This is a genomic window from Scytonema sp. HK-05 (genome assembly GCF_963872035.1).
In the GTDB taxonomy this organism is placed as follows: domain Bacteria; phylum Cyanobacteriota; class Cyanobacteriia; order Cyanobacteriales; family Nostocaceae; genus Kalymmatonema.
The window spans coordinates 38,602-56,387 of sequence record NZ_CAWMYC010000139.1 but is presented as its reverse complement, the minus strand read 5'-3'; the positions used below and the strand labels follow the sequence as shown (position 1 = coordinate 56,387).

The window sequence follows — 17,786 nt, the reverse complement described above, 5'->3', positions numbered from 1 at the left end:
AAATGTACCAGAAGCCTACACCATAGTTGTACCCAACTTGGTGTAGGTAGTTCACTGAAAGGGGATATGTGCCTACGATTGCCCGAAGGACAGTGTGCTCCAGGCGATCGCACCATAAAACTTTCTTTGACAATACACCAGCTCGTCATGATATTGACAAACTTCTAACCCTTGTGGAATGAAACAGCCCTGCCGCCCCGAAGGGGCTTCGGTGAAGGAAAAGCGAAAAAGTTTGTACCAGACAATATTTTTAGGAGAAACTACAATGACTCAACGAGTAAAAGAAATTCTCAGTTGGTATGGCAGCGATAATCCAGGAACGCTGACTAACTTGACCCGTTTGCTCAATCACGGCAAGTTAGCAGGCACTGGTAAGCTAGTCATCCTGCCAGTTGATCAGGGCTTTGAGCATGGTCCGGCTCGCAGTTTTGCACCCAATCCACCTGCTTATGATCCTCGCTATCATTTTGAGTTAGCGATCGAAGGCGGATACAATGCTTATGCAGCTCCACTAGGTTTTCTAGAAGCGGGGGCACGAGAATTTGCAGGCGAGATTCCCCTGATTCTTAAAGCCAATAATCACGATGTGTTGCTAGATGAGGCAGACCCTACGCAAGCACTCACAGGTAGTGTTAAGGATGCACTGAGGTTAGGCTGCGTTGGCATCGGCTTCACCATCTATCCAGGTTCAGCCCAGCGGTTTGATATGTACCAGCAGATTCGAGCGTGTGCCGAAGAAGCCAAGCGTCATGGATTGGTCGTGATGATTTGGTCTTATGCGCGTGGGGCGGGTCTAAGCAAAGCGGGTGAGACGGCAATCGACGTAATTGGCTACGCTGCTCAGATTGCGGCTCAATTAGGTGCTCACATCATTAAAGTCAAGCTGCCGACCGAGCAGATTGGGCTGGAAGTAGCCCGCAAGGTGTATGAGCAACAGGAAATCCCGATTGCGACATTAACTGAGCGAGTTCGTCACGTGGTGCAATGTGCCTTTAACGGACGGCGGATTGTCATCTTTTCGGGTGGGGTGCGCGACACTGATGATGCCGTTCTAGATGAAAATCGTGCCATTCAAGCAGGTGGCGGATTTGGTACGGTTATGGGACGCAATTCCTTTGAGCGTTCCAAGCCGGACGCAGTGCGATTAGTCAACACAATTATGGACATTTACAACACGCAACCGTCTCAAGTTCAAATTCCGGTTCTGAATTAGAGGAATTGATATTCTTCCACCGCTATACCAGGATTACCTGGTATAGCGGTGGATTCTAGAAATCACTTCTTGGACTTTCTGTTTCTACAAGTTGACTTGCTTGAAAGAGTTTCCTCACCCAAGTATTGGTCAGCCTCATCCACAGACATTGACGTTTCTATGGGGCGCACGGTACGGAGTGCAATCTCTACGTATGTTTTTAACACAATATTTACGTTGAGATAATTGATGTCATTTTAGCACAGAGAGCTAATCTGTCCCTTTCGCTGATTTCACTGAAAATGAAATATTGAAAAAGGGGCGTTTCGTTTTTAACCCACACCCGCAACTACCGCCAAATCAAAGATTATGGCGGGAGCCTTCTCTCGGAATTAAATAACTATGCAAGAATTAATCCGATCACAAGTGAAGCCTGAAATTCAAGTTTTTGCCAATCCGGAAGCTCTAACGCAGGCTGCTGCCACCAAATTTGTGCAACAAGCCCATCAAGCCATTCAAGCACGAGGACGATTTACGATCGCGCTCTCTGGTGGCTCAACTCCCAAAAGTCTTTACGCCTTGTTAGCAACTCAACCCTGGGGCAATCAAATCCCCTGGAATCAAGTCCATCTGTTTTGGGGCGATGAACGCCATGTTCCGCCGAGCGACCCCAGTAGCAACTTTCGGATGACGCAAGAGCGATTGCTGTTTCAAGTTCCAATTCCACATCAAAATGTGCATAGAATTAAAGCTGAAAATCCAGATGCTCAGGCAGTTGCTGCTGAATATGAACGAGACCTGAAACAATTTTTTCAGTTAGGTGAACATCAATTTCCTCGCTTCGATTTAGTGTTGTTGGGCATGGGAGCTAACGGACATACCGCATCTCTTTTTCCTGGCACTGCTGCTGTTGATGAGCAAACTCGTTTAGTCGTTGCACCTTGGGTGGAAGAGTTGAACACTAATAGCATTACCTTAACACCACCTGCCATTAACAATGCGCTAGAAGTCATCTTTTTTGTCACCGGAACAGAGAAAGCGGCAACCTTGAAAGCAGTTTTAGAAGGACAGTACCAGCCCGAGCGCTTGCCTGCACAAATCATTCGCCCGACTCAAGGCAAAGTGGTGTGGATGGTCGATCAAGCAGCAGCAAGTTCCTTATCCACTGCTGTTTCATCAACTCCTAGCTAAATCATGCAACATGTTCAATCCTCTAAATCAACCGTAATTGCAGCGTCTATCTTGTCTGCTGATTTCAGTCGCTTAGGAGAAGAAGTGCAAAGTGTGGATGTGGCGGGAGCGGACTGGATTCACGTCGATGTGATGGACGGTCGTTATGTTCCAAATATCACGATAGGTCCTTTGATTGTAGAAGCGATTCGACCGATGACTACAAAGCCGCTAAACGTTCATCTGATGATTGTTGAACCAGAGCGGTACATTACAGACTTTGCTAGAGCGGGTGCTGATCATATTTTGGTTCAAGCAGGATCTACTATTCATTTACACCGAACGCTAAGTACAGGATTTCACAAGTTCGTACCGTTATAGTTCGTAGTTGCGCTGTCTATGCCTGCGGCACGCAAGAGCGGCTGTACCGTGCAACCTCCGTAGGAGGCACGCGCTTAGCGCAACTACAACCCCAAGAGTGCGATATGAATTTATGAAATGCAGTACTAAGTACAGGATTTCACAAGTTCGTAACGAATTAATTTCAGAAAGGCTCTGCGTTCCTCTGCGTTCCTCTGCGTTCCTCTGCGTTCCTCTGCGTTTCAAAACGCTACGAATTAATGCAAAACTGTACTAAGTAAGTCGGCGCAAATAATCATCACTGGTTTGTAGTAGCGCTTTAGCGCTGTTCGCGCAGCGTGGCGTCAGCCATAGCGCTACTACGAGCCAAATACAGAGATTTTACTTTTCTTTACATAGTTTGGTTTTTTCTTGCCGACTTACTTATCCCAAATTAAAGAACTGGGGAAACAAGCAGGGGTTGTGCTCAATCCTGGTAATCCTTTGGAAGCGATCAAGTGGGTGCTAGATCTGTGCGATGTCGTCTTAATCATGACAGTGAATCCTGGTTTTGGGGGTCAACACTTTATTTCAACCATGCTGCCGAAAATCCGTCGTTTACGCCAGATGTGCTATGAACGTGGGCTTGACCCGTGGATTGAAGTGGATGGTGGAGTAAAGCCAGACAATGCGTGGCAGGTGTTGGAGACAGGAGCAAATGCGATCGTAGGGGGATCGACAATCTTTAATGCTAAGGATTATGCAGCGACAATTGCTGAACTGCGTTACAGCAAACGACCTGAACCAGTCACCGCTGATGCATAAAGCAAAGATATTTCACGCCTAGGGAAGTCTTTCCAGGGGAAACCCTGTGGACGAGGTGCTGCCGACTGTCTCGGATGAAGCAGGAAGTAAACGCTTTAAGCAGCTTTGTTTTGAGTAGATTTTATAGAGCAGGACATAATGAACTTACAAGGAAAAGTTGCGTTAGTCACAGGCAGCAGTCAGGGAATTGGTCAGGCGATCGCCGCTGACCTAGCGCAAGCAGGTGCAGATATTGTCATCGATTACCGCTCCCACCCGGATGGTGCGAGAGAAACGTTGGCAAAGGTAGAAGCAGCGGGACAGAAGGGGCATATTGTCCAGGCAGATTTAAGTGCGATCAGTGACGTTCGCAAACTTGTATCTGAAGGAATTCATCACTTTGGTAAGCTAGATATTTTGGTAAATAATGCTGGGGTTGATGGAAAAAATGCTGATTTTTGGAACATCACCGAAGCTGATTATGATACCGTTCTTAATCTCAACCTCAAAGGCACATTCTTCACAGCACAAGCATTTGTGCAGCACTTGATTGAAACAAAACGAACGGGTAAGATTATCAACATCAGTTCAGTTCATGAGGAAATGGCGTTTCCCCACTTCACCTCCTACTGTGCTAGCAAAGGCGGTGTGAAGATGATGATGCGGAATTTGGCAGTAGAACTGGGACCGTTGGGAATTACGATCAACAATATTGCGCCCGGAGCAATCGAAACCCCGATTAATACGAAACTTCTAAATGACCCTGTGAAGTTACATTCACTCAAACAAAACATTCCCCTTGGACGCTTGGGAAAACCAGAAGATATTGCGCCAATGGTCACATTCCTTGCGTCCTCCGCTGCTGACTATGTGACTGGAGCCACTTTTTATGTCGATGGCGGACTGATTCGGAATTACCACGAGCAATAGAACTTGCAATGACTCAAGAAGAAACAAGATTGGCAGCCGATCGCGATCGCACTGCTTACTGGAAACGCTGGGGACCCTATTTAAGTGAACGACAGTGGGGTACAGTGCGCGAAGATTACAGCCCGAACGGAACTGCTTGGGAGTACTTTCCTCATGACCACGCCCGATCGCGTGCCTATCGTTGGGGAGAAGACGGCATTGCAGGTATCTCTGATACTCATCAGCAGTTATGTTTTGCGATCGCGCTGTGGAATGGAGAAGATTCTATCCTCAAGGAGCGGATGTTTGGGTTAACGGGGAATGAGGGTAATCACGGTGAGGATGTTAAAGAGTACTACTTCTACTTAGACAATACCCCCACCCACTCCTACATGAAGTACCTTTATAAATATCCGCAGCAGGCTTTTCCTTACACTCAGTTAGTGGAGGAAAACCGTCGCAGAAGTCGGCAAGACTTTGAATTTGAACTACTAGACACAGGAATATTCAATGAAGATCGTTATTTTGATGTATTCATTGAGTATGCCAAAGCATCTCCTGAAGATATTTTGATTCAAATAAAAGTAATCAATCGGGGACCTGAACCTAAAACGCTGCACTTGTTACCAACTTTGTGGTTCCGCAACACTTGGTCTTGGAGTATTGAACAGGAGAAAGAAAAACCTTGGCTAAATGTTAGCAAAATAACGGCTAATTTCAGCGTAATTGAGGCATTCCATTCAACGCTGGGAACACGATGGCTTTACTGTGATGGCATCCCTAATTTATTGTTTACTAATAATGAAACGAATTACGAACGATTGTTCGGAGTTAGCAATTCTTCACCCTATGTTAAAGACGGTATCAATGATTATGTGGTTCAGAACCGCAAGGATGCAATTAATCCTAGTCAAACAGGAACAAAATTCTCGGCTCATTATCAGCTAGTAATCGCTCCTGGTGAAATGCAAACGGTGCGGCTACGGTTGAGAGACTCCCAATCTTCTCTCAACAACGGCAAAACAGAAATCTTGTTTGGGCAGGAATTTGAGTCAATCTTTCGCGATTGCCAAGCCCAAGCAGATGAGTTTTACCACCGGATATGTCCTTTTTCATTATCTGAGGACATGCAAAATGTCCAACGGCAAGCATTTGCAGGAATGCTGTGGAGCAAGCAATTCTATCATTACGTGGTTTATGATTGGCTAAACGGCGACCCGGTAGGTCCCACACCGCCAGCAGAGCGTAAACGAGGCAGAAATCATGAGTGGAGCCATCTATTTAACGATGATATTCTCTCAATGCCCGACAAATGGGAATATCCCTGGTTTGCGGCATGGGATTTAGCATTTCATCTCATTCCTCTAACTATGGTGGACCCAGAGTTTGCAAAACGTCAGTTAAGTGTCTTAACGCGAGAGTGGTACATGCACCCCAACGGGCAACTTCCTGCGTATGAATGGGCATTCAGCGATGTCAATCCACCCGTTCATGCCTGGGCAGCACTGCGAATTTATCAAATTGAGCAAAAAATCTATGGTCGAAGCGATCGAGCGTTTCTAGAGCGAGTTTTCCAGAAATTACTGCTCAACTTCACCTGGTGGGTGAATCGCAAGGATATTGAGGGCAAAAATGTTTTTCAGGGAGGATTTTTAGGATTAGACAACGTTGGGGTATTTGATCGCAGTGCACCGCTACCCAATGGTGGATATATCAATCAGGCAGATGGTACCAGTTGGATGGGAATGTACTGCCTGAATATGTTAACCATCGCACTAGAGCTAGCAAAAGATGATTCAACCTATGAAGATATTGCCAGCAAGTTTTTTGAACACTTTCTTTATATTGCTGATGCCATTGATGGAGTCGGTGAAGCTGAATTAGCCCTCTGGGATGAAACAGACGGATTTTATTACGATGCCTTGCATCTGCCCGATGGTCGTCACTTCTTGATGAAGGTTCGCTCAGTGGTGGGACTGGCACCGTTATTTGCCGTTGCAGCTCTAGAACCGAAGACGCTTGAACGATTTCCCAGTTTTAAACGACGTACCGAATGGTTCATTCAAAATCGCCCAGACTTGACGCAAAATGCTGTTTGTTTAGAAATAGCGGGCGTAAAAACCAGAAGACTGCTGGTGATCGCCGGGCAGAATCAGTTACGGCGCATTCTCCACAGGATGTTAGATGAAAATGAATTTCTTGGATCTTACGGCATTCGGGCACTCTCCAAATTCCATGCGAGCAACCCCTACGTTCTAGAGGTTCACGGCAACGAGTATCGAGTCGATTACGAACCTGCGGAATCCACAACAGGTGTTTTTGGTGGCAATTCTAACTGGCGTGGACCTGTGTGGTTTCCCATGAATTATTTGATCATCGAGTCTTTGCAGAAGTACCATCACTACTTAGGTGATGATTTCAAGGTGGAATGTCCAACTGGTTCAGGTCAAATGATGACGCTTTGGCAAGTGGCGAATGAGCTATCACAGCGGTTGATTCGGATATTTTTAAACGATGCAACCGGACGACGACCTATTTATGGGGGTACGGAAACGTTTCAAACCAATCCGTACTGGCATGACCTCATTCTATTCTATGAGTACTTTCATGGTGACGAGGGGGCGGGCATCGGGGCAAGCCATCAAACAGGCTGGACAGGATTAGTAGCAAAACTCATCCAGCAACATGCAGAATATGGTGGAGACAATCCCCAGTGTAAACTTTCTATGGATTCAATAGTTTCAAGAACAAGTTAGCTAGGGCATTTTACGTCGGAGTGCAGATTTTTCGCTCGTTTTTACCCAACCTGGACTAAATTTTGGCAAAAATTCAGCGTTTCCTTAACTTAGCGCTTAACTTGTCTTTCTTCACCCACAACCACTTCAAAAAAAGCGATATTTAAGTTAATCAATTTTACTTAGATAAAAGCCAAATTACCCAAAGATTTCTTCAAGGTAATCTTTCAAAGCTGTTTCCAGTAATTGAATAGATTTCAAGCAATAAGCTTGTTCGGTATAAAAGATTGCATTTTGGAGGCAGTTCGAATTCTCGCCTGTCAAGAGTTGGGAGTGTTCTGTATTGGAGAATTGCAGGCTCCTGACTCCCGAAGCTCTAGCAATGCAATGTTTTATGAACATCCGCTTATGCAAGCAGACAATAGGGAGATTAACCATGACTGCAATTCGCATTGAAACTGATAGCCTTGGCAAAGTTGAGGTTCCCAGTGACAAACTTTGGGGCGCGCAAACGCAGCGATCGCTCGAACACTTTAGCATCGGAGACGACTTAATTCCACGAGAGATGATTGTTGCCTATGCGGTACTGAAGAAAGCCGCCGCGATCGTTAATCATCAAGCAGGACGATTGGGTGACGAACAAAAGCATCTCATTTGCCAGGTTTGTGACGAGATTTTATCGGGTCAGCATCCGAACCAGTTTCCTTTGCACGTTTGGATGACAGGAAGCGGCACTCAATTCAACATGAATGTCAACGAAGTGATTTCCAATCGTTGCTGTCAATTAGCAGGAAATCCACTTGGCAGTAAGATACCTGTGCATCCGAACGATCATGTGAACATGTCGCAGTCGTCCAATGACTCATTTCCATCGGCAATGTACATTGCGGCAGCACAGAGAGTGAATGAGAAATTGATCCCTGCTGTAAAAGAATTGCGCGATTCTCTCAATGCGAAAGTAAAAGCATGGAAAGAAGTTGTTAAGATTGGTCGCACCCACCTACAGGATGCTACCCCGCTAACATTAGGTCAGGAATTTTCTGGCTATGTGGGACTGTTGGATGATAACCTGGAGCGTTTAGCCGATAGTTTGAAAGGGGTCTATCGGCTGGCGTTAGGGGGAACCGCAGTTGGGACAGGAATCAACTCAACGCCTGAATTTGCAGAAGCCGTGGCAGCGGAAATTGCCCAGCTAACCGGGCTACCTTTTATTACCGCTCCCAATAAGTTTACGGTGCAGGGCAGTCATGATGGACTAGTGATGCTTAGCGGTGCGCTCAAAACTTTAGCAACTTCCTTGTATAAAATTGCCAATGACATTCGTCTTCTCAGCTGTGGACCTCGCTGTGGTCTCCACGAACTCGATATTCCTGCTAATGAGCCAGGGTCATCGATTATGCCGGGAAAAGTCAATCCTACCCAGTGTGAAGCCCTAGCGATGATTGCAGTGCAAGTGATGGCAAATGATGTAGCAGTGACGTTTGGCGGAGGGAGTGGCTATCTGGAAATGAATGTTTATAAGCCGCTGATTATTCACAACATCATGCACTCGATTCGGATTATGACCGATGGATGCCACAACTTTAGTCGGTTTTTGGTGGCAGGAATGCAACCCAACCAGAAACAGATTAATGCCTTTGTCGAGCGATCGCTAATGTTGGTAACTGCCCTCAGTCCGATCATTGGTTACGACAAAGCTTCACAAGTAGCGCACTATGCTCTCGACCACGATCTGACACTTAAGGAAGCCGCGCTGAAGCTAGGGTATATTTCCGCCGAGGAGTTTGACCAGGTGGTTGATCCCGCGAAGATGGTTCATCCTTACGTTGCGAAGCAGTGATTGAGTCCCTGTAAGAAACTGCTTTTAGTGTTGTATTAACATTAGACTTCTTGCATTCATTCAAAAAACGCGAATGTCATTAGTCACGAAACGCAGTGTAGCGTAAGCGCAAAGCGCACACCGAAGTGTTCGCTTTGTGTGCCGTAGGCATACGCGCAGCGTGTCCGTAAGGACTCAGGGACTCAGAATCTCCACTCCTATGTTCTCACTCGGGAAACATGAAAATTCAAGCATTTTTGCAAGAGGTGTATTATTATAAATTATTTATTGACAAAAAAAATAAAAAATGCATAAGGAGTAGAAACAGTTATGACTACCAAAACCAATCTGAACGGCAAGCGCGGCATAGAACTTCTCCACGATCCATCGCTCAATAAGTCTACTGCATATACGGAAGCTGAAGGGCAGGTGTTGGGGCTAGTGGGGCTAGTGCCCGACGTGACCGAATCGGAAGATTTGCAATTGCGCCGCGTTATGCAGCAGTTGGGACACAAGAACACCGATCTCGAGCGCTACATCTACCTGATGAATTTGCTCGACCACAACGAGACCCTATTTTATCGGACGATCATGTCAGACCCAGCGCGGTTTCTGCCCATTGTCTATGACCCGACGATTGGGGAAGCTTGCCTCAAGTTTGGATATATCTTCCGGGGAGCTAGAGGCATGTATTTGTCGATTGAGCGCCGGGGACAGGTGAAGGAAATTCTCCGCAATTGGCCTGTAAAGGATGTGAGAGTTATCTGTGTCACCAATGGAGGACGCATTCTCGGATTGGGAGATCTTGGTGCCAACGGCATGGGCATTCCCATTGGCAAACTCCAACTTTATACGGCGACAGCAGGGGTTCCACCCGAAGGACTGTTGCCCATCTACCTCGATGCCGGAACTAATAACGAGCAATATCTGAACGATCCCCTGTATCTGGGTCTACGCAAAACGCGCCCATCAACGGAAGAACTTTACAGCTTTGTGGATGAATTTGTTGAGGCAGTACAGGAAGTTTTTCCCCTTTGCTGCATCCACTTTGAGGACTGGACGGGTGTCGATGCGGTGCATCTGCTGGAACGCTATCGAGATAAGGTGTCTTGCTACAACGACGATGTGCAAGGTACGGCAGGCATCACCCTAGCTGGCATGATCAACGCGACCAAACTCAAGGGAACGCAACTGAAGGACGAGAAGTATCTGTTCCTGGGGGCAGGCTCGGCTGCGATCGGTCTGGCTAATTTGCTGTGTACGGCGCTGGTGGCACAAGGCATGACGCTCAAGGAGGCGCAGTCACGGGTGTACATGTTCGATATCAATGGACTACTCGAACCGACTCGCACAGACTTGGTAGATTTCCAGAAACCTTATGCACACCCGCACCTACCGACCAAAGACTTTGTTGCGGCAATCGAGAGCATTAAGCCGACAACGATCATCGGTGTCAGTACGGTCGGCGGTGCTTTCACTCAAAAGGTTGTCGAAGCCATGTCGCAGCTGAATGAGCGCCCTGTGATCCTGGCGCTGTCGAACCCAACTGAACATGCGGAATGTACACCCGAACAGGCGTACACTTGGTCGAAGGGCAAAGCAATCTATGCTGCCGGGGTTCAGTTCCCGCCGGTTCACTTCAACGGTCAGACCTTCTTACCAGGACAAGCTAACAATTTCTACATTTTTCCGGCGATTGGATTAGCCATCTATGCTACCGAGGCTAAGCGTGTCTCCGACGAGATGTTCATCGAGGCGGCAGCAGCAGTCGCCGACCAGGTGCCAGTGGAGATGCTCAAGCAAGGACTCATTTATCCACCGCAGTCAAACATCCTTGAAACAGAGATTAAGACAGCAGCGCGGGTCGCAAAGCTAGTGTTTGACAGTGGGCTGGCACGGGTTGATCGACCTGCTGATATAGAGGCATTCATTCGTCAGCACGTCTACAAGCCGGAGTATAAAAAGCTCGTCTAAGAGAAGCGATCGCTATTGTCGGTGTTAATAGCGTATTTACGATATCGTCGGCAGCTTCATCACAAAATCTCGATAGCGGCAGCCCGAGAAGGAGCTGCATTTGTCCTAGTGTCAAGCAGTCAGGAGCATGGAGAAGCAAATGCCACATAAAAATGTTCGCAGCAGGAGAGACTTCCTTATATCAGTCAGTCGGCTTGCCGCTACAGGTTTCGTCGCGTCGGCAACCGCGACCGCAGCCGCCGCCATCGCCAAGTCTGTTCGCCAATTGGAATCCTCGGAAAAGCAGACCGAGGCTACCGCAGAAGAGGTCGCGGACGCGCTTCAAGGCGCTTACGGCTTACACCCTGGTCAACGACGAAATCACACGAAAGGTGTGGGTGCCTTAGGCACGTTCGTCGGTAATCCAGAAGTCAGAAAAATCTCGCGATCTGCGCTGTTCTCTGGAGAAAAACTCGACGTCGTCGCACGCTTCTCCATCGCTGGTGGTGATCCAATGGTGCCTGACGTAGAGAAAAGCCCGCGCGGTATGGCGCTCGAATTCAGGCTACCAGGTGGCAGCCTACATCACATGACCATGATCAATACACCAATGTTCTTTGCTGCCGTACCGCAAACGTTTCTGGACAAGTTTATTGCACTGGCGATTGATCCCGCTACAGGAAAACCGGACTTGGCGAAGTTCAAGCAGTTCGAGTCTTCTCATCCGGACAACGTGCTGCAAACAAAATTCTTGGAGGAAAACAATCCACCCACAAGCTACGCCAATTGTGCATTTTACGGCATTCACGCCTTCAAGTTCATCAATGCTGCAGGCAAGACGACGATCGCCAAATTCCGCTTTGTTCCCCAAGATGGCGAGAAGCAGCTCTCAGATGCCCAGTTGTCATCGATGCCGCGCAACTTTCTCGAGCGGGTACTAATGGAGCGCATGCGCATGGGTCCAGTGAACTGGGACATGATCGTGACGATCGGCGAGCCCGGTGACCCTGAAACCAATCCAACGCTTCTCTGGCCGAGGAACCGTCGAGAACTGAAGGCTGGCACCCTAACACTGACATCGGCAATGCCATCCAACCTAGCTGGCAGTTATAAGATCAACTACGATCCTCTTATCATGGCAGACGGGATCGCACCGACTGATGATCCTGTTCTTCTCTTCCGGTCTCCTTCCTACGCCACATCCTACACAAGGCGGATACGTAATCTGTGACGCTCGACAACAATCTGGGGATATAAAGGTCAGTTTCCCGACCCACGATCAAGACCCGTGTCCGACAGCAAACGGCTGTCTGCCAAACCAATCATCTACCAGAACCTGTAGTCGTCCACAATCACGGTATGGCGTCAAAGGCTTAGTATGATGGCAATCCAGTTAGTAGAAGCTAGATAACTGCGACCCGTGGTTGACCTTCGTCAGTTCACATTGGATAGCGCTGTAGATGCCCACAAAGCGGTGGAGAAAGGAACAGGCGTCAGCAAAATCGGGATCTATGTCAATTAAGCATCCAGAACCATCAATTTCAACAGCAATTAAGAACTTCAATTTCTGAGCACTAGTTTATGGACAATCTCGAATTCACCGCGATCATTGCCATATTTTCTATTTTGGCGGGCTTACTGGGTTCTTTGACCGGGCTAGGAGGAGGAGTTGTGGTTGTGCCACTCTTGACTCTAGGGTTTGGCGTCGATCTACGATATGCGATCGGCTCTGCTTTAGTTTCTGTGATTGCCACCTCTTCTGGAGCTGCGATCGCCTACGTCCGAGAAGGGTACAGCAATATTCGCGTAGGCATGTTTCTAGAAGTTGCTACGACGTTTGGAGCCGTGACTGGGGCGCTAATAGCAGCAAAGGCTCCTACCAGAGTGATTGCGATTATCTTTGGGTTGGTAATGTTAGCATCAACGTATTTAACCAATCGACCGCATCAAACGCAAGCTGTCAATCTTCCAGTCGATCCCTTGGCAGCACGCTTAAAGCTAGATGGCAGCTACCCGAGTTCGGAAGGCGAACAGTCCTATCACGTTCAACATGTTCCGGGTGGATTTGCTGTCATGCTGATAGCAGGAATACTCTCTGGCTTGCTCGGTATCGGTTCTGGAGCGCTCAAGGTGCTAGCAATGGATCAGGTCATGCAATTACCGTTTAAGGTTTCTACAACCACGAGCAATTTCATGATTGGGGTGACAGCCGCCGCTAGTGCTGGAATTTATTTCAGCAGGGGTTACATTGATCCTGGTCTATGTATGCCTGTGCTGCTGGGCGTACTGGTTGGAGCATGGTGCGGAGCTAAAGTGCTAGTGCGGGCTAAAGTCAAGGTGCTTCGTATCATTTTTAGCATCGCCATTCTAGCAGTTGGCATTGAGATGATTTATAACGGCATCACGGGAGGAATTTAACACATGGCAAGCACCCGCCGATGGACAGACCAACAGGTTGAAATCACAATCAGTATTCTTTTACGGATTGGAGTGACTCTAGCAGGGGCGATCGTTGTTGTCGGAGGTATCCTCTATCTGATTCATAATGGTCGTGATATTCCTAAAGATCACATCTTTCGAGGAGAACCCGCAGATCTCCGCCAAATTCCTGGAGTTCTCAACGATGTGCTGGCATTGCGAGGGCGAGGCATCATTCAACTCGGCATTCTGCTATTGATTCTAACTCCTGTTGCACGAGTTGCTTTTTCAGTGTTCGCGTTTTGGCAACAGCGCGATCAACTCTACATAATCGTCACATTAATTGTGCTGGTGGTTCTCATCCACGGTCTTCTGGCAACAGGATAATTTGTCAGTATTTCAAACGGATCAGCTAATCTCAGTAAATTGAAAACTTTTTTAGAAGTCCTGCTATGTCAACATTTCAGCAAAATGCCAGGACACTACATTTACAAAAAGACGGCGGGGAAGCTCGCTCCTTTTAGGGGCGGGAGGAACCGCCGCCCACCGTCTTGGGGCAAGGGGCATGGGGAACAATCCAATGCCCTATGCCCGCGAAATCCCACTGCCAAGAGGCGTGGGATGAGCTTGAAACCTATTAATGACCATTGAGCGTCGGTACAGCTAGCTACCTTGTTGGCAAGGGCTGAAACTCTTATCTTTACGTTTGTTTCCGAAAGTTTGTGATTTCCTGAATTTGGTTCAATATTTTTCAACGCAAAAAATTATACCAATTTGAAAAAAGAATACGACAGATACACATTGCCAAACCCTGATTATATTTATATCTAATTAGGACTTATACCAATTCTCTGTAAACTTGCACTACATAATTACCTCTCTCTTCCTTGGCGTACTTGGCGTACTTGGCGGTTCATTTTTTAATATTGAGTACATCTTCATGGAGAATTGGTATTACACACTGTACAGATTGAGCATCATGTGTATGAACGCGCATTCAGTGGGAAAGCGACCACAACTTGTAGGGTGGAGAGAAGTCCTGTAGGCTCAGATCTTGCACCTCTGGGTACAAACCCAGGGAATGTAAAAATATACGCAATAAGGCTACCTGATTTTTGTTAGCTTTTATCGCTAAATTAAGGGTTTTAATTTAATACTGAGTTATTCAATTCCATCAATTTTTCTTGGTGCAACATCTGAGATGCCGTACTCTGGCTTTAACGCATCCTAGAATTTAACATTTACTTTATAATTTATCTCTAAACCTATTACCCTTATACCAAATACACCCTTGTTCTGATTTAGCGCAGCTTCATACAGAAATGGTATAAGCAAGCCGTACTAAGGTTTGAATTTGGATTCCAACTTTAGTTGAAGCCAACGTTCAATTTTAAGATGGATTGATTTATCAATCACTCTATTGTGCCAAAGTTTCAACTCTTAGTGGACGACAACTTAAAGTTAATTACATATATTGAATTCATACAAATATTGAAAGTGAATGACGCATGCGATTGAAGATCACTAGCTTCTTGAACCAATGATGTTCGCCAAAACCTCCCTGCATTTCTTAAGCGCCGTAATGAATCCAATGAAGACTGATAGTTGGTAAGATTGTGTATTACTCAAATTCCTCAATTTTGAGTCCAGTCAAACTTTGAAATACGCGAGGTCTATATGGATAGCTATGTATATACCCCTGATGGCATAGCTTTGGGGCAACAGAAAGCCTTGGCTTCTAAACTAGACTATTTTCGCTTCAGTCTATTACTGATCCTTTTTATCGCGCTGAGCTTATTAGTGTGCTATCCATTACCTGTTTATGCAGATAATCTGTCTGTGAATGATGCGTTGAATCAGGCAATGATTTCAATGAATACTGTCATGTCTAGTACTCCTATGATTACTAATCCAGATATTGATTTTGCTGTCATGATGATTCCTCATCATCAAGGAGCAGTTGAGATGGCGAAGGTCGAGTTACGATATGGAACCGATTCTCGTTTACGCCGATTGGCTCAAGAAATTATTGTGACTCAGCAATCGGAAATTGCATTAATGTAGCTTGTTCTGGAGCATGCATTGTCCGCTTAATCTTCATCATCTACCTAAGCATAAGCCGTTCGTGCAATTATTCTTTACAACTGTAAAAGGTAGTCTTGTGGATGTTTTCTCACCGTCACTTTTTCACCTTTTCTGATAACCATACCGCTTCACTTTGATATTTAATACGGGAGGAATCTTCATGAAGCTTAGTATAATCATTGGTTTTGTCGTTGCAATTCTACTCAGCATTGTTGTCCCTACCCTGGTAAATCAAGCTCCTTTTGCAGTTTGTATACAGAACATTCGAGTGAATTTTCATGACCGCGTTTACACAGCAGACCAAACCTCCAACACTGTCTCTGTTCATAATCCACAAACCAATCAACTTTTGGGAGTCATTCGTTTGGGTGAAATAACACCAGAAAATCTCAGTTTGTAGCAAATAATTCAGCGATTCAACGACGCTATTTAGCAATCGTCCTCATTAAAAATGGCATCGCGGAACACCTATGCAGGTTCAACTTGGGCTAGAGGCAAAGTGATGTCCCCAGCCCTGGAGGGTAGACCGATTGTAGATAAATCAACAATGCATTTCGGTGTTGCCCATATCAACGAGACATTCGCAAGCATGACCGCAGCGGGGATGATGAGCGCGGATGATGTTGCACAAGTCATCTATAATCACGACCGACGGCACGGATCAGCTTCACTATTTAATTAATGATGACAAGCGGGGCTTCATTAAGGCTAAGCAAGAGATGCCCGACCAGCGCTACATCAAATTTATGAGGCTGCAGTTCTTATAAAGCGTCTGACTAAACCAGGCATAGACTTTCACTCCTTCAACAGGGCTCGACGAATGCTTAAAGGCTATGAAACGATAAACATGATTCAAAAAAGACAGATACAAGGTGTCGAATGAAAAAATGTTCAGGTACAGGCAGAATTTGTAGCTCAAATTTTTGGATTGGTTGCTTGAGCGAGTCTTAATGAAGTCAATCGCTTCTCCATAAGCAGTTTTTTCAGCACAACCTGAATTTCCTGAGCTTAAAACTGTTTTGTAGGTAGTTAAGAAAACCAAAACTAAAACGCCATCTTTACTAAATTTCCTTAGAATTTGAGGTTAAATCCATGTATCAACTTCAAACTTCCCGGACTTCCACCCTAACTCCAGTTGCTCTTCACCAACAACCAAACAAACTGCATTCCTCCCAGCATAACACATCAGTTGCTGCTCAACCTGTCAGCCTCATTACTCAAGTAATACCCAAACCACAAAATCTTTCCACAAACAAATCTCGTCGACGTGGGGTAGTCCTTACCGAGCAAGGCTGGCAGAAACTGCTGCAAGCTGAAGTTATCTACAACCACTATGGCGAACGTTACAGTTTTGAAGAACTTAGCGGACGCGCCCTACTCGACCCTCGAACCGTCTGCCGAATTATTGATCGAGAAGTTGGCGTTGACAGGCGCAGCCTAAACATTTTTTTCAACGCTTTCAACCTTAAACTTGAAACTGGCGACTATATCATTCCTGCCAGGAATAAACGGCATAAGCGCCAAAGCATACAAATCCAAGCTGAAGAGCAGTTTCTTTCTGCTTCAAGCCGTCTCAACTCTCAAGAAGAATTGACAACTCTCAAGCAGCAAATAATAGCAAATTGCCAGCTTTTAGCCAGATTACTTGGTTTAGCTGAAACAAGCCAAACAACTTTAACAGTAAACCTTTCCGCTTATGCTCAACCGCAACTAGAGATAAATCTGCGCCAGCACTATAACCTTAATTTCTAAACTGAGATCTTACATGCTTTTGCAACAGTGAGGAGGCGAAGCCTCGAAACCCTCGTTACCAGGTTCAACCTGGTAACGAGATATTAGAGTCTCTGGCTCTTGTACTTACCAAATTAACTCGGAAAAAGCAAATAATTTGACTAGAAAAAATCACTCCACGCAACGCAAGCTGAAAGTCTGAGAGTGCAAACATTACGTGTGAAATATTGGAAACAGATTCGTGATATAAAGCCCGAAGACTTGATTTTTATCGATGAAACGGGAGTTAACCTGGCAATCGTCAGAACATATGCACGGGCTGTTGAAGGACAACGTGCATATCGCGAACGTCTTTATTGGCTAAGGGTTCTAAAATGTGTTTCTTAAGAACATTCCTAGGCTCAGATCTTGCACCTAACCGTATAACCCTGGGTTTAGTCAAAAGTAGCGCAATAAAGCGGAGAGTGTTTTTCTTGTCTTTTATCCGTAAAATAAGGGCTTTAGGATTAGTACTGTGTGCCAAAAATACATCAGTTTTTATTGATATAACATCTGAGTAGATTTATTCACTTCATCCGCTTTTCTCATAAGAAAAAAATGATTAACATAACCTTAACAGGCTTATCTTGCC

General features: G+C 46.0%; 15 protein-coding genes and 3 pseudogenes. 17 read left to right on the top strand and 1 reads right to left on the bottom strand.

Features of this window, described 5'->3' with window-relative positions:
- The first annotated feature begins 265 nt into the window (after nt 1–265).
- The 10 genes and pseudogenes from AACT52_RS31710 to AACT52_RS41590 all read left to right on the top strand — a co-directional run bounded on the left by AACT52_RS31710 (nt 266) and on the right by AACT52_RS41590 (nt 12,298).
- Complete coding sequence (locus AACT52_RS31710) at nt 266–1,213, top strand: class I fructose-bisphosphate aldolase (RefSeq protein WP_073634609.1); 948 nt, start codon at nt 266–268, stop codon at nt 1,211–1,213.
- A gap of 381 nt (nt 1,214–1,594) precedes the next feature.
- Nucleotides 1,595–2,383 (top strand): 6-phosphogluconolactonase, encoded by a 789-nt coding sequence (pgl, locus tag AACT52_RS31705; RefSeq protein WP_073634608.1) that lies wholly within the window; start codon nt 1,595–1,597, stop codon nt 2,381–2,383.
- 3 nt (nt 2,384–2,386) lie between these two features.
- A pseudogene (locus AACT52_RS31700) lies at nt 2,387–2,710 on the top strand (ribulose-phosphate 3-epimerase); the annotation flags it as partial.
- Between the two features lie 435 nt (nt 2,711–3,145).
- Nucleotides 3,146–3,526 (top strand): annotated as a pseudogene (locus tag AACT52_RS31695) (ribulose-phosphate 3-epimerase); the annotation flags it as partial.
- A gap of 138 nt (nt 3,527–3,664) precedes the next feature.
- A complete protein-coding gene (locus tag AACT52_RS31690; protein WP_073634607.1) occupies nt 3,665–4,435 on the top strand; it encodes a glucose 1-dehydrogenase in 771 nt (256 codons plus the stop codon).
- A gap of 8 nt (nt 4,436–4,443) precedes the next feature.
- On the top strand, nt 4,444–7,170 hold the full coding sequence (locus AACT52_RS31685; RefSeq protein ID WP_073634606.1) for an MGH1-like glycoside hydrolase domain-containing protein: 2,727 nt from the start codon (nt 4,444–4,446) through the stop codon (nt 7,168–7,170).
- A gap of 415 nt (nt 7,171–7,585) precedes the next feature.
- Nucleotides 7,586–8,989: a class II fumarate hydratase gene (gene fumC / locus AACT52_RS31680; RefSeq protein ID WP_073634604.1), complete on the top strand. Its 1,404-nt coding sequence runs from the start codon at nt 7,586–7,588 to the stop codon at nt 8,987–8,989.
- Between the two features lie 309 nt (nt 8,990–9,298).
- Nucleotides 9,299–10,942 carry an NAD-dependent malic enzyme gene (locus AACT52_RS31675; protein ID WP_073634603.1) on the top strand — a complete coding sequence of 548 codons (1,644 nt, stop codon included), beginning with the start codon at nt 9,299–9,301 and terminating at the stop codon, nt 10,940–10,942.
- Nucleotides 10,943–11,069: 127 nt separating this feature from the next.
- Nucleotides 11,070–12,152, top strand: a complete 1,083-nt coding sequence (locus tag AACT52_RS31670; protein WP_198941024.1) for a catalase family peroxidase — start codon at nt 11,070–11,072, stop codon at nt 12,150–12,152.
- A 47-nt stretch (nt 12,153–12,199) separates the two neighbouring features.
- Nucleotides 12,200–12,298: a hypothetical protein gene (locus tag AACT52_RS41590; RefSeq protein ID WP_143172926.1), complete on the top strand. Its 99-nt coding sequence runs from the start codon at nt 12,200–12,202 to the stop codon at nt 12,296–12,298.
- A 16-nt stretch (nt 12,299–12,314) separates the two neighbouring features.
- Here AACT52_RS41590 and AACT52_RS31665 read toward each other — a convergent pair whose 3' ends face one another.
- A complete protein-coding gene (locus AACT52_RS31665; protein WP_158054829.1) occupies nt 12,315–12,485 on the bottom strand; it encodes a hypothetical protein in 171 nt (56 codons plus the stop codon).
- A 17-nt stretch (nt 12,486–12,502) separates the two neighbouring features.
- Here AACT52_RS31665 and AACT52_RS31660 point away from each other — a divergent pair, with 17 nt between their 5' ends.
- From AACT52_RS31660 to AACT52_RS31630, 7 genes and pseudogenes are all read left to right on the top strand, one after another.
- Nucleotides 12,503–13,339, top strand: a complete 837-nt coding sequence (locus AACT52_RS31660) for a sulfite exporter TauE/SafE family protein (protein WP_073634602.1) — start codon at nt 12,503–12,505, stop codon at nt 13,337–13,339.
- Nucleotides 13,340–13,342: 3 nt separating this feature from the next.
- Nucleotides 13,343–13,726 carry a DUF1634 domain-containing protein gene (locus AACT52_RS31655; protein WP_073634601.1) on the top strand — a complete coding sequence of 128 codons (384 nt, stop codon included), beginning with the start codon at nt 13,343–13,345 and terminating at the stop codon, nt 13,724–13,726.
- Nucleotides 13,727–15,016: 1,290 nt separating this feature from the next.
- Entirely contained in the window at nt 15,017–15,403 is a 387-nt protein-coding gene (locus tag AACT52_RS31650) for a DUF305 domain-containing protein (protein WP_083630648.1), read from the top strand.
- 181 nt (nt 15,404–15,584) lie between these two features.
- Nucleotides 15,585–15,824 carry a hypothetical protein gene (locus AACT52_RS31645; RefSeq protein WP_073634600.1) on the top strand — a complete coding sequence of 80 codons (240 nt, stop codon included), beginning with the start codon at nt 15,585–15,587 and terminating at the stop codon, nt 15,822–15,824.
- A gap of 51 nt (nt 15,825–15,875) precedes the next feature.
- On the top strand, nt 15,876–16,106 hold the full coding sequence (locus AACT52_RS31640) for a hypothetical protein (RefSeq protein ID WP_073634599.1): 231 nt from the start codon (nt 15,876–15,878) through the stop codon (nt 16,104–16,106).
- Between the two features lie 410 nt (nt 16,107–16,516).
- Entirely contained in the window at nt 16,517–17,176 is a 660-nt protein-coding gene (locus tag AACT52_RS31635) for a hypothetical protein (protein ID WP_073634598.1), read from the top strand.
- Nucleotides 17,177–17,320: 144 nt separating this feature from the next.
- Nucleotides 17,321–17,494: pseudogene (locus AACT52_RS31630) on the top strand (IS630-like element ISMae26 family transposase); the annotation flags it as partial.
- Nucleotides 17,495–17,786: the final 292 nt, after the last annotated feature.